Origin of the sequence: Providencia sp. PROV188, assembly GCF_027595165.1 — a bacterium.
Lineage (GTDB): Bacteria > Pseudomonadota > Gammaproteobacteria > Enterobacterales > Enterobacteriaceae > Providencia > Providencia lanzhouensis.
Genome location: NZ_CP097291.1, coordinates 1,347,098 through 1,361,670 on the forward strand (window position 1 = coordinate 1,347,098; position 14,573 = coordinate 1,361,670).

Here is a 14,573-nt window from a genome sequence, read left to right on the forward strand (position 1 = left end):
CATTTAGGAGGGGAAATGGTTGAGCTGGTAAGAATTTCTGCAAATGATAAACACGATAATGAATTAATTAATGCGCTATACGATATTTCATTTCCTGACCATGAAAAACGTTCTTATGCAGGGCGAGCGGCATTACTCCCTCTAGAGCAATATTATTTATATAAAATTACAGACAATAATCAGTTTGTTGGATTTATCGGTGGGTGGGTTATTGATGCCTTTTTCTATATTGAACATTTTGCGATTGACCAACATATTCGTGGGTCAGGTTACGGCCAAAAATCGTTGACCGCACTGTGCCAGTTGTACCCACAGATAGTGTTGGAGATAGACCCATTAGTCGATGAAGTTGCAAGAAAACGTCTTCATTTCTATGAAAAAACTGGCTTTGTCAGAAATGACTATGTCCATCACCATCCATGCTATAACGCCCAGTATGCGCCTCATAAGCTGGAAATTTTAAGCTTAAATACGCCTTTTACGTTGAGTCAGTATGACGTATTTAATCACTTTCTGGTGAATACAGTGATGAATAGCCACTATCTATAATAATCTGTCGTTATTTGGTTAATCGCATATGCAGTAAAGGAAACGGATTTCCTTCCCCATCAAGTTCGGAACGAGCATATTGAACAAATCCCATGTGTTGATAGAAACCAACTGCTTGCGAATTTTGCTCATTCACATCGACTTCATTAATATCTAAGTGTTTAATGGCGTAATTCAGGAGTTGTTTACCAATGCCTGTCCCTCTTGCAAGGGGGGAAATAAACAACATTTCTAGACGATTCTCACCAGTACCTAAAAAGCCCGCTATTTTGCCGTTAGGATCAAAAGTCACAAAAACAGACAAATTAGGTAAGTATTGTTCCCTAATGGGTGTTTTTAGCATTTCTATGTTCTTTTCTGGCAGAAAATCATGAGTTGCTCTTACAGAAGCCTCCCAAAGATGAATGATCTCATCGTAATGTTCGACAGTGGCGGGCTGAATATTCATTGCATTTTATCCTTATAGTGAAAATTCATCTTAAATTATGGCTAGTTAATGTCAATATTTGATGGTTATTTTAGTTAAGGAGCATTTTTGGGATATTAATCGCAGAAAAAAAAGATAACTGCTTCATTATTAGAGGATATGTTTCCGAAATTCATATAAGCACTATACTTTATTTTATTGCAGTGTTTATTGTTTGATTATGTTAATCAATTTAAAAACTATGGTAGGAGTATGCTGATGAAATATAAAATGCTAACAGTGTGTTTATCGGCGGCGTTATTAGCACCAATAGCCCCCGCTCTGGCAAGTACAGATAATGCACAAAATATGGAATTAGACCAAGTTTTAGTTCTAAGCCGTCATAATTTACGTACTCCTATTGTTAATACAGGGATCCTGACAGAAATAACCGATAAAAAGTGGCCAGCATGGGATGCAGAAAGTGGCTATTTAACGACAAAGGGCGGGGCGCTCGAAGTGTATATGGGGCACTATTTTAGAGAGTGGCTCGATAGCAATAAATTATTTGTGAATGAATTATGTCCAACCAGCAGCGATGATATCTATATTTACACGAATAGCCTACAGCGAACGATTGCAACTGCGCAGTTCTTTACTGCGGGGGCATTCCCTGGTTGTAAAGTGAATATCCATCATAAACCGGAAATTGGTACGATGGATCCCGTGTTTAATCCTATCATTACGAATAGCTCCCCTGAATTTAAAAAACAAGCACTTGAAGCGATGGAGTCCCACCTTAAAGGGTTAAACTTGAAGCCAGGTTATGATGAGCTGGACAATGTTCTCAATATTAAAGATTCGAAGAAGTGCGCGACGGATAAACTGTGTAATTTAGCCACACCAAAGAACAGTTTTATCATTGAAGCAGATAAAGAACCGGGTGTGAGTGGACCGTTGAAGATGGCGAACTCTGCCGTCGATGCAATTGACCTGCAATATTATGAAGGCTTCCCTGAAAAAGATGTAGCATGGGGAATGGTCAATAGTGATGAAAAATGGCAAAAGCTGAATACTTTAAAAAATGCTTATCAAGAAACGTTATTTACACCGAAAATCATCGCAAAAAATGTGGCACATCCAATTCTGAGTTATATGGATAAAGGCTTTGTTTCTGTCAATAAAGGCGAAACGGCTAAATTCATTTTCTTAGTGGGACATGATTCAAATATTGCTTCAGTATTATCTGCGATGGATTTCAAACCGTACCAATTACCTGATCAATATGAGCACACACCGATTGGCGGTAAATTGGTATTCCAGCGTTGGACAGATAAAAAAGAGACAAAGGACTATGTGAAGATTGAGTATGTGTATCAAACTGCAGATCAGTTGCGAGACAATGCTTATCTCTCTTTAGCAACGCCGCCAAAACACGTTACCCTTGAATTGAAAAATTGCCCGATAGATAAAAATGGGTATTGTTCATGGGAAGATTTTGAAAATGTGATGAAATCGGCGTTGAAACAGTGATATCTAACTGTCAATAATGCCTGGATGAGGCATAAAAAACCCTGCTCTGAGGAGCAGGGTGTGAAATAGTCACGAAAATGTTTATGAGCCTCTAATTTACCTTAAATGTCGAATAAATGGGCTTATAAATTGTATGGAATTGCCCTTTAGTGTAACAAACTTTAACCCTAACCATTCGACGAGTTAAAATAGAGCTTTCTGCGGTTATTAACCCTTCGTATGGATTAGCGAACCACTAATACGCTCGTTTTCGCATAACGTACAACTGAAGCCGCATTGGAGCCTAATAAGTAGGTAGACATACTTGGGCGACGTGAGCCCAGTAAAATCACATCGGCTTTAATATCTTCAGCTGTTGCCAAAATTTCATCTTTAACTGAACCTACAACCGCTTTTACTTGCACTTTATCTGCAGGGATAGAGAACAGTTTAACTTTCTCTTGTAGCTCTTTCAGAATGATATCAGCTTGTTTTTGATCATCCGGGAAGTCACCTGGCAAAATAGTGCCGCCATAGCGTAAATAATTGGAAATTGGTGCAGTCACAGCTAAAAAATGAACGGTAGAATTGTTTAGTTTTTGCATGGCATTAACATGCGGAACTAACATTTTGGTGAGGTCGTCTTCGGTAACATCAATAGGAACTAAAATTGTATTGTACATAATATCTCCTTTTTTCTTTTATATTATAAGTTTAGAACATTTTAACCATTTTTCATATTGATTGTTAATAAATTAATATTAACTGAATTGGGTTAAAAATGATGTGAGCGGGAGTACGCAATTGGCGGGAATAAAAAAATGGATAATAAAAATAATGACAATAAAAAAACGGCAATACATGAGGGGAGTATTACCGCATTCAAATAGAATATTATTTTTTAGTCGTTTTAGGTTTTATGGTTTCTTTTTCTGGTTCTGGGCAGGCTGGTTTTAATCCGCCTTTACACGCTTTACTAATATATTCAGCGCCGAGTTTTTCATTAAACTCAGTTCCCTCACCATTTTGTAGCATTTTTCCTAATTGATATTCAGCAGGTGGAAATTTTTTATCGGCTGCTTTTTGGAACCACTCAAAAGCCACGAGATAATTTTGTTTTACGCCAGCACCTTGGTAATAGAATTGACCCATATAGTTTATGGCTTCAGGATTTCCCTTATTCGCCGATTTCTCAATCCAACCATAAGCTGTTTCAAAATCAGATTGAACGCCATTACCATTAAGATACATATCACCTAGGAATAGTTGAGCGTCCGCATTGCCTTTATTGGCAGCCATCGTAAGCCATTTCTTTGCTTTCGGATAATCTTGCTTAATTTCGTTACCAACATAGTAACCAATGCCTAGCATAACTTGAGCTTTCACATCCCCTTTTTGTGCTTGTTGTTCAATTTGCTTAATGACTTCAGGAGGAACAGGAGCTGCAAAAGTTAAATTTGTTGAAAATATAAATAAAGAAATAAAGGTCAATAATCGTAACATAAGGCTTTCCGTATCTTAAGTTGGCTATGAATATCCTTATTTCAAGATAAACTCGAAACGGTGTTAACAGTTATTAATTACAGGATATAACCATCAACGCATCAAATACTCTACTTCTATAATTTATAAATATCAACGCCCCATCAAAAATACAGAGTAAACGAGCCTTTTACTCCTCAGGGGTGAATATTCAAAATATTTTTCTTCATTATAAGCCCGCGGTGATTCTCTTTGACGCGATAAATGAGTAAAAATTAAATATTACTCCTAATAACGAACTAGTTATTTATATCGAAAATTAACAATAGAAATACAAAATACGGAACTATTGCAAAGAATAGTAGTGGTTATCATGGTGTCTTGTGATGTTTAGCACGAAATAAAAGGATAATTGTTGGAATTGTTAATAATCACTTATGGGTTATTAAAAGACTAACACCTTTAAAAACAAAGGGTTATAATTATCGCGTCTAAAAACAATTAATAGGGATTATTTCCGTCGATAGATAGAGATATTTACGTCGGATTGCTCTTTTTAGAGAAAAATATTCTCTTTATTGGGGGTTTTATAGGTTAATAAAGAGATAATTTTTCTCTCACATATCCTCTATGATGGAATCATTATAATAGCCTGCAAATAATTAAGGTTATTGAAAGAAATAACCACTTAAGTCGCATCTAAAACAAAAAAAATTCTCTTTTAAGAGTTCAACAATATTAAGTGAGTAATTATGGCTACGATCCCTACAATAGATAATGTCGATGATGGAAAAGCTTCTACGGCGGCTTCTCGTGCAGGCATGACACAAGAACAATGGCGTGCTGCCACTAAGTTTGATGGCACAGATGTTGGTTGGGTGATTATGAGTATCGGGATGGCGATTGGTGCGGGGATTGTTTTTCTCCCCGTACAAGTTGGCTTGATGGGTTTATGGGTATTTTTGCTATCATCCGTTGTCGGTTATCCTGCAATGTATTTGTTTCAGCGTCTGTTTATTAATACGCTGGCGGAATCACCAGAATGTAAAGATTATCCAAGTGTGATCAGCGGATATCTAGGTAAAAACTGGGGTATGCTGCTTGGGGCACTCTATTTTATTATGCTGGTAATTTGGATGTTTGTTTATTCAACGGCAATCACGAATGACAGTGCATCATATTTTCAGACTTTTGGTGTAACGGATGGGTTATTATCTGAAAGTCCTTGGTATGGTCTGGTTCTGATTTGTATTTTAGTCGCCATTTCTTCTCGCGGTGAAAAACTGCTATTTAAGCTTTCAAGCTTTATGGTTCTGACTAAATTATTTGTGGTTGCCGCATTGGGTATTTCCATGGTCGGGATGTGGCACTTATATAATGTGGGTTCATTGCCGCCTGTTGGTCGCTTATTCAAAGAGGCAGTCATCACACTACCTTTCACATTAACATCGATTCTGTTTATTCAAACATTAAGCCCAATGGTGATTTCATTCCGTAGCCAAAACGTGAACCGTGAAGTGGCTCGTTATAAAGCTCTGCGTGCAATGAATATCGCGTTTATTGTTTTATTCTGTACCGTCTTTTTCTACGCAGTATCATTCACATTAGCTATGGGGCACGATGAAGCGGTGAAAGCTTACGAGCAGAATATTTCTGCATTGGCTATCGCAGCGAAATTCTTCCCAGGTGGTTGGGTGACTGTCGTCAGCGTCATGCTAAATATCTTTGCCGTCATGACCGCATTCTTTGGGGTTTATTTAGGTTTCCGTGAAGCCACTCAAGGCATTGTGATGAACATATTACAACGTATTATGCCGGTTGAGCGTATTAATGAAAATTGGGTGAAGAACGGCATTATGATTTTTGCTGTGCTATTAGCATGGGGAGCTATTATCCTGAACGCACCAGTGCTGAGCTTCACATCAATCTGTAGTCCAATTTTCGGGATGGTGGGTTGTTTAATTCCAGCGTATTTAGTCTATAAAGTCCCTATGTTGCATAAATATAAAGGTATTTCTTTATATCTGATTATTTTTACCGGAATTTTACTGTGTATCTCTCCATTCTTAGCATTCGCTTAATGTCGAGAATATGAATAATGTGCGCTCTATCTTAATGATCGGGCGCACATTTTTTATTTACCAGTATGAATGGTGGTAAAGAGAGATCCGTGATTACTGTTCAAATAATGGGGTTGGTTTGCCATTTTCATCAATAGCCACGAAATTAAACTGTCCGTGGATCACTTCTTCTCGTCCCTCAGCGTACATATCTTCTAAAAAGATAGAGACATTAACGGTAAGGCTAGTGCGACCAACTCGGATTACTTCCCCGACTAATTCAACGATGGTGCCTGATGGGATAGGGTGGGTAAAATTGATTTTTTCTGTGGAGACGGTTACCAATCTTTTGCGGCAAAAACGGGTCGCGGTAATGAAGGAAACTTCGTCCATCCATGCTAATGCAGTCCCACCGAACAGAGTGCTATGGTGGTTAGTGGTGGTTGGGAATACCACTTTAGAAACATGGGTAACAGATTGTTCAATTTTTTGTTTGATTACATCATCAACGTCGGAACGCATATTTAAGCCTTACTTTCTTTGAATTCTCACTATTTAAAAACTTGAACCGGGAAAGATAATTACTTACCGGAACATTAATGTACATATCATTAATGTTGCCGATAAGTGTAATCCTGATCACAAATAAATACAGTGATTAATCAAAAGTGAATCGTTCCGGCTAAAAAGAGTGTTGCTTTTCCCGTCATTTTGACGCGATTTTGTTCAACTAAGCAGTGTATTTTTCCACCACGTGCAGAAATTTGGTGACCTAATACTGGGTTTTTCTGTAAGCGTTTAGCCCAAAGAGGAGCAATCGCACAGTGAGAGGTGCCAGTGACGGGATCTTCATTAACACCTTTGGCTGGCGCAAAATAGCGAGAGACAAAGTCACATTGTTCGTCGTGAGTTGGGCTATCAGCACTTTTCGCGGTAATGGTTAATCCCTGCAAAGGTAATTGTGCAAGACGCAACATATCGGGATGGCAATTCTGCACTTGTTCTGGTGAATCAACAAAACAGATATAGCGATCTTTGGCTAAATACAGTTCAGAAATAGGGGTTCCGAGGATCTCGCTTAATTGTGGATATTGGCTTAAATCGGCAGGTTCACAATCTAAAATAGGGAAGTCTAATGTGAAGCCTTCTTGATTTTTATGAACCGTCAGTTCTCCAGATAAGGACTGAAATACAATAGGGTTTGCTGGGTGCTGCTTAAACTGGTTCAAAATATATGAAGCGGCAAGGGTAGCATGACCACACAATTTAACTTCCATCACCGGTGTAAACCAGCGGATATGTTCACCTACCAGAAAAGCCGTTTCAGATAAGTTAATTTCGGCGGCGATAGCGATAAGCTTGTCATCAGGAAGCCACTCATCAAGTAAAACGATAGCGGCCGGATTGCCATGAAATAGGGTATCAGTGAACGCATCGACATAATAAACCGGAACAGACAGTGTGCTCATCGTAAAAGATCCTTGAAAGGAAATAACGCATTATGATTAGAAAAGTGAGGGAAGAGTAGCACGAGATTTGCAGTATTGAGGAGAGGTTGGCGCAATAATTTTTGAGATTATTACGCCAACAACGATTATCTAATAACGAATAATATTATTTCGCTTTTGCTTCGTTTTTATCTGCGTTTTGCAGCATTTTTCTGACAGGAATAATCAGGGCCGCTAGCACAACAGCACAAATAACCAGTGCGATAGAAACGTGGGAGAACAGGTCTGGCATTGAATCCAGTTGGTCTTTACGGATATTACCACCCATGATACCTGCTGCTAAGTTACCCAGCGCACTTGCACAGAACCATAATCCCATCACCTGACCGCGCATTTTCTGTGGTGCAAGTAATGTCATGGTTGCCAAGCCAATTGGGCTTAAGCACAGTTCACCTAAAGTTAGTAATAAAATACTGCCGACTAACCAGAATGGTGAAACGCCAGTTTGTGTTGCCAGAACGTGGTTAGCTGCAACCATCATGACCGCAAAACCACCCGCAGCGAACAGGATACCAATCACAAACTTCGTCATACTGCTTGGGTTCAGATTACGCTTAGCCAAAGAAGGCCAGAACCAGCTGAAAATAGGCGCTAACAGAATGATAAATAAGGCGTTGATTGATTGGAACCAAATGGTTGGGATTTCGAAGTTACCCCATTGGCGATCGGTATAGTCACGCGCAAAGATATTAAATGATGTTGGCTTTTGTTCAAATGCAGACCAGAAGAACGCCGCAGCAATTAACAGAATCAAACAAGCCAGTAAGCGAGAGCGCTCACTGCTGTTTAAACCTGCACAGAAGAACATGAAAATAAAGTAGATACCCACACACGTAGAAATAATGTAAGCCGAGCTTTTTGCTATTACTGAAGGGTTGAATGGAATAGTGCCATTATTGATTAACACCACCAGTACAGCCAGTGCAGCCATGGCAACAGCAACCCATTTACCGACGTTTTTACGTTGAACGGTAGGGTGATTCCATGTGGAATCTAAGCCAACTTCTTTGTCATAACGACGCATTTGTGGGATCGCGTAGAAACGGAAGATAAGCAGGGCAACTAACATACCCAAACCACCTAAACCGAAACCTAAATGCCAGCCGTATTTTTCATGTAATGGGCCGATAATTAATGGGGCAATAAATGAACCCATATTGATACCCATGTAGAACAGAGAGAAACCGCCATCACGACGCGTATCTTCTTTCTTATACAGGGTTCCAACCATTACGGTGATACAGGTTTTAAATAAACCGGTACCTAATACGATCAACAGCAGTCCCACGAAGAAGAATGTATTGGTAAATAATGCAGACAGCGCAATCGACAAGTGACCCAATGCAATGATCAAAGAACCATACCAAACGGCACGACGCTGACCTAACCAGTTATCCGCGAGCCAGCCACCCGGTAATGAAGTGATATAAACACCACCCGCGAAGATACCCACGATAGCAGATGCTTGTTCAATCGGCAGCCCCATGCCACCTTGCAACAAAGTTGCACTCATAAAGAGGATTAAAAGAGGACGAACACCATAGAAAGAAAAACGTTCCCACATTTCGGTGAGGAAAAGCGAACTCAACGGGTAAGGATGCCCGAAAAAAGTTTTAGTTTTAGTCGCAGAATGACTCATCTGTGAACTCCAATACGTTGTGACTTAAGAGGTTGTGCCGAATTGTGAATGTGGAGCAGAAACTCCATCACTGTTTTTTATTGATATGTTAATGCTGTGTTGCAAACATATTTTCGGCATACATTATTATAAAATTGCTAATAAGCAGAATGAATTTATCGTAAGAAAGTCAGTTTTAAGATGAAAATTCGATGTAACTCTCATTCTTACGATAAGGGGGCACAGAATAACGGATTTTTATTGACAATAAAAGAATGTTTTTTGAATCGATTAAGTTAATTAAAAACAATGAGTTACAAAATGTTTTTTGCGCTTATAAACTTTTCGTGGAAAAGATAATAAAAAGTTATGTTTTGGCGTAAAAGGGACACATTAACATTACTCTTTAGAGGGAGATGCTCTTAAACCATCGGATTGCTTCCTAATGATAAGCCAAGAGTAAATGAGGTTGACCAACACTAATACGGCGGTGAAGAAGAACACGGCTCTAAAGCCGTATGTTGCTGCAACAAAGGAACCCATTAAAGGACCCGTGACATTACCTACATCGCGTAATGCTTGGTTGTAGCTAAATATTCGCCCAGTGATTTGGTGAGAAATATTATAAATAATTAAGGTTTGTACGGCGGGTAACAGCGCGGCGTTAAGGGCGCCGAGTAAGAAGCGCAGAGCGCCTAATTCCCAATAACTGCTGACGAGCCCCATCGGAAATAGAACAAAAATTGAGGCGGCAAGTACGGCTAATAAAACACGGTCAGGTCCAATGCGATCGCTCAGTTTACCGAGCATAGGGGCGCTAATCAGTGCAGCAACGCCGGGAATGGATGCAATAATCCCACTGATAAAAGCAAGATTATCAATTGAGTCTGAAAGCTCCCGAACATACAGGGTGATCACTGGGTTAATCGAACCAATCGATGCTTGGATGATCATGGTGGTGAAAAATAGGCTGATCACTAAGTTTTTATTACGTAAAGAGGCAAAAACTTGTTTTCCGGTCAGAGCATCTTTGCGTGAAACGGGGGTAAAACGCTCACGGACGTAGAAAAGTGTCACAAAAAAGCAGATAAACAACACACTAGCGGTAATAAAGAATACTGGGCGCAAGCCATATTGGTCGGCAAGTAATCCACCAATCAGTGGACCAATCAATGCGCCGCTCACCGCGCCAGTTGCCAAGACACCCATCGCCCAACCGCTTTTATTCACGGGGACTTGGGTGGCAATTAGCGCATTGGCATTCGGGACAAACCCGCCAAGTAAGCCTAAAAGCGCCCGTAAAGCCAAAAGTTGCCAAATATTCTGCGCAAAGCCAATCAGCACCATGACAATCGCCATCCCAAGGGCAGAGCGCAGCAACATTAATTTACGACCGTGGCGGTCAGAAAGGCGCCCCCAAAAAGGTGCGGCAATAGCGGAAAATAGGAAGGTAATACTGAAAACGGCACCAGTCCATAAATTCAAAGAGCCATGGTCAGTAATACCAAGTTCTTCGATATACAGAGGAAGAAAAGGCATGATCAAGCTGAAGGCAGCGCCCGTTAGAAAGCAGCCGAACCAGACGATGTAGAGGTTTTTTTTCCAGTAAGTACTTTTCTTCATGTTCTCCCTTCATATTTCGCGCCGCAGCGTTGTTGGCTTCATTCACGGACCCCAGTCACATACTTGTGTATGCTCCTGGGGATCCACTCATTTGCCGCCTAGCTACAGCACGAACTATTTTGGGAGCACTCCCTTCATACTTCGCGCCGCAGCGTTGTTGGCTTCATTCGCGCACCCCAGTCACATACTTGTGTATGCTCCTGGGGATCCACTCATTTGCCGCCTAGCTGCAACACGAACTATTTTGGGATAACTGCCTGCTTCAATGCGAAAAATTTCGGGAATAGGCAGCCTAGCGGTGGTGGATTTTATCTAAATCGCCGTACAGGGAAGGTTCTCCCTTTGGACGCGTTTTAAAACGGCGGTGCATCCACATATATTGCTCTGGCGCTCGTAAAATTTCTTTCTCAATGACCTGATTCATCATCGTTGCGGTGGCGACATTATCGTCTACAGGGAAATTATCTACGGCCGGCTGGATCAGCAATTTATAACCCTTACCATCGGGTAAGCGGATAGCTGAAAATGGTACAACGAGTGGATTGCCAAGAGATAATAAGATTTGTGAGCCATTGGTGGTTGCCGCTTTTTCTACCGCAAATAATGGCGCGAATGAACTGTTTCTAGGACCGTAATCATGGTCAGGGGCATACCATAAAATTTCCCCTTCTTTTAATACGCGGATCATGCCTTTAACGTCTTTACGGTCGAGCATGTATTTATTGGATTTCAAACGTCCACGAGTTTGTAGCCAGTCCATCAGTTTATTATCGTTAGCGCGATAAACACCAATGCCGGGATTCAACATACCAAATGCACGACCGCCGATTTCCAACGTTAAGAAATGGACGCCTAACACAATAATGCCACGGCCGGTTTCTTGAGCGGCGAGCATATTTTCACGACCTTCAACTTTAAGCCAGCGGCGCACTCGCCAATCAGGCCAGAACCACGCCATTCCCGTTTCGAAAACACCCATACCGACGGCTTCAAAGTTTTTATCCACCATTTTTTGGCGCTCTTCTTGGCTCATCTCAGGAAAACACAATTGCAGATTACGATCGGCAATTTGGACACGTTTTTTTAAGAAGCGCTTGGAGAAACGCCCCAAACGGGTACCTATCCAATAAATGACGGGATAAGGAAGCAGGACGAGCAGGTAGAGCACGCTAATGCCAAACCAAACTAGCCAGTAGCGAGGATGTAATAAACTTTTTTCAAACTTTGGTGCTGGGATCATTGTTTTTTCGGTTTCTACTTAAGTGGATTTCAATTAAAAATAGCTTGTTAATCTGAATGATATCAAATTAACCCGCAAAAAGTTGTGCTGTTTGCATGGTGCTCATTAATTCGGCAAGGTTTCTCACTGCCATTTTTTCCATCACTCGTGAGCGATGTACTTCAACGGTTCGCACAGATACGCAAGCGACTTCTGCAATTTCACGGTTAATTAGCCCTTGAAGCACATAGGTGCAAACGTCTTTTTCTTTCGGCGTTAAGGTTTCATAACGCTGTTTAATCAATGTGCGTTCAGTGGCTTTTATAGTTTGTAAGCGAGCTTGCTCAAGGGTTTCGGCAAGCTGCTGACTATCAATGGGTTTTTGTAAAAAATCGATAGCGCCTAATTTCACCTGTTCAACCGCCATCGGGATATCCCCATGACCAGAAAGGAAAATCACCGCGAGGGTGCTTTGCTGCTCTTTCAGGTATTGATGTACTTGGCGCCCGTCAAATTTTGGCATACGCATATCGAGCAATACAATACCTTCCTCATGCAGAGGGGCTTGCTGGATGAACTGCTCACTGTCGTTCCATACGGTAACGTTATAGCCGAGCGTTTCGAGTAAAAATTGACAGGAATCAGTGACATCGGTGTCATCGTCGACAAGGTGAATGACTGGCATTAATTCATACCTCGTGGCTTATTTCTTGTTTGTATAAGTATCTTGCTTATATAAATGGTATCCATAACATTGTCACATATAGTTATTGGGAATGTTATCTTTTGTGTGGCAAAACATGCGCTATATTCTGATTATCTCGAGTAATTAAAAATTAGCGTCACACGCAGCCCATTCTTACCTTCATCATTATGTTGATTTTCAATGCGAATATCCCCACCTTGGCTTTGAATTAATCGCTGGCAAATCACCAATCCGAGTCCCAGCCCTTCCTGTTTAGTGGTGGCAAATGGCATGATCCCTTGATTAAGCTGCTCGTCAGGCATTCCACCGGCATCATCTTGTAATACAAGTAAAAAACGTCCATCGGCAAAGTGAAAGCCAAAGGTTAATGTGGTGGCGCCCGCTTGTAGGCTATTACTGATTAAATTTGAGAGCAGCTGGTCGAGTAAGGTATCTGGTAGCAAGAGCTGGACATCGGGAGTTTCGGGTAATTGCAACCTAACGGTTGGGAAATGTTGCTCAACTTGCAACAGTTGCCAGATATGATTAATGGTCTGTTTGACGGATTGCTGGCGTAGTGTCAGACAGGATTCTTGTCCCGGTTTTCCTGCCCATAAACGCAGGTTTTGAATAATGTCAGCACCCCGTTGAGCCTGTTCATCAATTTTACTGATCGCACCAAGAAGAGGGTGGTTTTCCGACTCTTTCTTCAATCGCAAAATAGAGCCTTGGGCATAATTTCGAATTGCGGATAATGGTTGATTCAATTCATGGGCAAACCCAGAAGCCATTTCACCTAATATATTGAGTCGTTGAGCTTTTTGTAGATTAGCTTCTTGCTGACGTAGGCGGTTATGTGCGACTTCTAGCTGTTGGCTACGACGGCGAACCAAGAAGGCTATCCAGACGTGGTTAATACCCAACAATAAGAATATTAAGGCGATAATGCCGATGGTAATTTGGTGTTGAATTGTCCAACTGACAATATCTTGCCAAATTTCCCGTTGCTGTGGGTGTTGGTTAACGTCGCGCAGTAAGTTTTCTACTTGTGTGATGGATGCTGGAGCTCCCCAGCGCATATTAGGCGTATCGCCAGATAGCAAAACTTTGGTGACTTTATCCACTAAATTGTCAGGAACTTCGCTTAACGCGGCGAATGACCAATTGGGGTAAAGTTCGGTGCTCGTTAGGCAAGGTAACGCGCTCTCTTTTTGAACAAGCGGACGGAATAGGTGTTTATCAATCAGTCCTTCACTGTCCATATTTTCTAATAAACAGACGGGGACAATTGCCGCAGAGAGGGATTTATCCCGTAAAGCGTATAACAGCGCATCCGCGGGAAAGCCCAAAAACTGCATCCGAAAGTCTTTTTCAGTGTCATACCCTAAATCCCTTAACACTTTATAACCTAATAGATATCCCCCAAATGCATCGGGAGATATTGCGCCGACTTTTTTGCCAATGAGCTGATCCGCGCTGTGAATGTCGCTATCTCCACGGACCAAAATAAGGCTACCAATCACGTTGCGCGTCGTACTGTTTGGCTCCACATCCGAGCGTAAAGAGAGCAGCCAGCGTAAATGATAGCGGTTATCGAGTTGGATAAATTGAGCAGGGTTAGTGAGTAAAAAGTCAATTTTGCGATTCGAAATCGCTTCTTTCATCTCTTCAAGATTCAGGGGTTGCAGGGTAAAGCGTTCACCCGGGATGGACTCATTGAGGGTGTCGACTAAAGGTTGCCAGTGCAACTGAGTGAAACTCGGTCCTCGCAGGGCGAGAACACCGATTGTCCATTGCGCCGCACCCGCCGGAATGCACCATAACAGCAGGGTCATTAAAAGTATGTGATACAACGGCATAGACGTTTTTTTTAACATTTGAGGTTTATTCGTTGCGTTAGATCAAGATCCC

13 protein-coding genes are annotated in these 14,573 nt (G+C 41.2%); 3 read left to right on the top strand and 10 right to left on the bottom strand.

All coding sequences use genetic code 11. From position 1 onward, the window contains the following. Window positions 1-15: 15 nt before the first annotated feature. The gene (locus tag M5X66_RS05940) at window positions 16-549 is read left to right on the top strand and encodes a GNAT family N-acetyltransferase (RefSeq protein WP_036951585.1); all 534 of its coding nucleotides are present in this window, start codon (window positions 16-18) and stop codon (window positions 547-549) included. Between the two features lie 10 nt (window positions 550-559). Here the strand turns inward: M5X66_RS05940 and M5X66_RS05945 are convergent, their stop codons facing one another. Beyond that, window positions 560-997 carry a GNAT family N-acetyltransferase gene (locus M5X66_RS05945; RefSeq protein WP_154634008.1) on the bottom strand — a complete coding sequence of 146 codons (438 nt, stop codon included), beginning with the start codon at window positions 995-997 and terminating at the stop codon, window positions 560-562. A gap of 237 nt (window positions 998-1,234) precedes the next feature. On the opposite strand from M5X66_RS05945, the gene agp reads away from it, so the two are divergent. After that, window positions 1,235-2,488, top strand: a complete 1,254-nt coding sequence (gene agp / locus M5X66_RS05950; RefSeq protein ID WP_154600304.1) for a bifunctional glucose-1-phosphatase/inositol phosphatase — start codon at window positions 1,235-1,237, stop codon at window positions 2,486-2,488. Window positions 2,489-2,712: 224 nt separating this feature from the next. Here agp and M5X66_RS05955 read toward each other — a convergent pair whose 3' ends face one another. Further along, window positions 2,713-3,150: a universal stress protein gene (locus M5X66_RS05955; protein WP_036951577.1), complete on the bottom strand. Its 438-nt coding sequence runs from the start codon at window positions 3,148-3,150 to the stop codon at window positions 2,713-2,715. 211 nt (window positions 3,151-3,361) lie between these two features. Continuing rightward, window positions 3,362-3,970, bottom strand: coding sequence for a tetratricopeptide repeat protein (locus M5X66_RS05960; protein ID WP_036951571.1), 609 nt, complete (start codon window positions 3,968-3,970; stop codon window positions 3,362-3,364). Between the two features lie 731 nt (window positions 3,971-4,701). Here M5X66_RS05960 and M5X66_RS05965 point away from each other — a divergent pair. Further along, entirely contained in the window at window positions 4,702-6,030 is a 1,329-nt protein-coding gene (locus tag M5X66_RS05965; RefSeq protein ID WP_036951569.1) for an amino acid permease, read from the top strand. Between the two features lie 93 nt (window positions 6,031-6,123). Here M5X66_RS05965 and M5X66_RS05970 read toward each other — a convergent pair whose 3' ends face one another. The 7 genes from M5X66_RS05970 to ttrS all read right to left on the bottom strand — a co-directional run bounded on the left by M5X66_RS05970 (window position 6,124) and on the right by ttrS (window position 14,539). After that, complete coding sequence (locus M5X66_RS05970; protein ID WP_036951567.1) at window positions 6,124-6,531, bottom strand: acyl-CoA thioesterase; 408 nt, start codon at window positions 6,529-6,531, stop codon at window positions 6,124-6,126. 140 nt (window positions 6,532-6,671) lie between these two features. After that, on the bottom strand, window positions 6,672-7,478 hold the full coding sequence (locus tag M5X66_RS05975) for a PhzF family phenazine biosynthesis protein (protein WP_154600303.1): 807 nt from the start codon (window positions 7,476-7,478) through the stop codon (window positions 6,672-6,674). A gap of 145 nt (window positions 7,479-7,623) precedes the next feature. Next, complete coding sequence (locus tag M5X66_RS05980; RefSeq protein WP_036951563.1) at window positions 7,624-9,156, bottom strand: peptide MFS transporter; 1,533 nt, start codon at window positions 9,154-9,156, stop codon at window positions 7,624-7,626. Window positions 9,157-9,534: 378 nt separating this feature from the next. Continuing rightward, window positions 9,535-10,758 carry a multidrug efflux MFS transporter MdtG gene (gene mdtG / locus M5X66_RS05985; protein ID WP_108479561.1) on the bottom strand — a complete coding sequence of 408 codons (1,224 nt, stop codon included), beginning with the start codon at window positions 10,756-10,758 and terminating at the stop codon, window positions 9,535-9,537. 292 nt (window positions 10,759-11,050) lie between these two features. Next, complete coding sequence (locus tag M5X66_RS05990; RefSeq protein WP_108479562.1) at window positions 11,051-11,998, bottom strand: Kdo(2)-lipid IV(A) acyltransferase; 948 nt, start codon at window positions 11,996-11,998, stop codon at window positions 11,051-11,053. Between the two features lie 67 nt (window positions 11,999-12,065). After that, window positions 12,066-12,662 carry a tetrathionate respiration response regulator TtrR gene (gene ttrR, locus M5X66_RS05995; RefSeq protein WP_036951558.1) on the bottom strand — a complete coding sequence of 199 codons (597 nt, stop codon included), beginning with the start codon at window positions 12,660-12,662 and terminating at the stop codon, window positions 12,066-12,068. 131 nt (window positions 12,663-12,793) lie between these two features. Beyond that, complete coding sequence (gene ttrS, locus M5X66_RS06000; protein ID WP_036951556.1) at window positions 12,794-14,539, bottom strand: tetrathionate respiration histidine kinase TtrS; 1,746 nt, start codon at window positions 14,537-14,539, stop codon at window positions 12,794-12,796. Window positions 14,540-14,573: the final 34 nt, after the last annotated feature.

What these genes read in the sequence shown, in the direction of transcription:
- agp (WP_154600304.1), top strand. Translation starts at nt 1,235, where the DNA reads ATGAAATATAAAATGCTAACAGTGTGTTTATCGGCGGCGTTATTAGCA.
- mdtG (WP_108479561.1), bottom strand. Translation starts at nt 10,758, where the DNA reads ATGAAGAAAAGTACTTACTGGAAAAAAAACCTCTACATCGTCTGGTTC.
- M5X66_RS05990 (WP_108479562.1), bottom strand. Translation starts at nt 11,998, where the DNA reads ATGATCCCAGCACCAAAGTTTGAAAAAAGTTTATTACATCCTCGCTAC.
- M5X66_RS05940 (WP_036951585.1), top strand. Translation starts at nt 16, where the DNA reads ATGGTTGAGCTGGTAAGAATTTCTGCAAATGATAAACACGATAATGAA.
- ttrR (WP_036951558.1), bottom strand. Translation starts at nt 12,662, where the DNA reads ATGCCAGTCATTCACCTTGTCGACGATGACACCGATGTCACTGATTCC.
- M5X66_RS05975 (WP_154600303.1), bottom strand. Translation starts at nt 7,478, where the DNA reads ATGAGCACACTGTCTGTTCCGGTTTATTATGTCGATGCGTTCACTGAT.
- M5X66_RS05945 (WP_154634008.1), bottom strand. Translation starts at nt 997, where the DNA reads ATGAATATTCAGCCCGCCACTGTCGAACATTACGATGAGATCATTCAT.
- M5X66_RS05980 (WP_036951563.1), bottom strand. Translation starts at nt 9,156, where the DNA reads ATGAGTCATTCTGCGACTAAAACTAAAACTTTTTTCGGGCATCCTTAC.
- M5X66_RS05965 (WP_036951569.1), top strand. Translation starts at nt 4,702, where the DNA reads ATGGCTACGATCCCTACAATAGATAATGTCGATGATGGAAAAGCTTCT.
- M5X66_RS05970 (WP_036951567.1), bottom strand. Translation starts at nt 6,531, where the DNA reads ATGCGTTCCGACGTTGATGATGTAATCAAACAAAAAATTGAACAATCT.
- M5X66_RS05955 (WP_036951577.1), bottom strand. Translation starts at nt 3,150, where the DNA reads ATGTACAATACAATTTTAGTTCCTATTGATGTTACCGAAGACGACCTC.
- ttrS (WP_036951556.1), bottom strand. Translation starts at nt 14,539, where the DNA reads ATGTTAAAAAAAACGTCTATGCCGTTGTATCACATACTTTTAATGACC.
- M5X66_RS05960 (WP_036951571.1), bottom strand. Translation starts at nt 3,970, where the DNA reads ATGTTACGATTATTGACCTTTATTTCTTTATTTATATTTTCAACAAAT.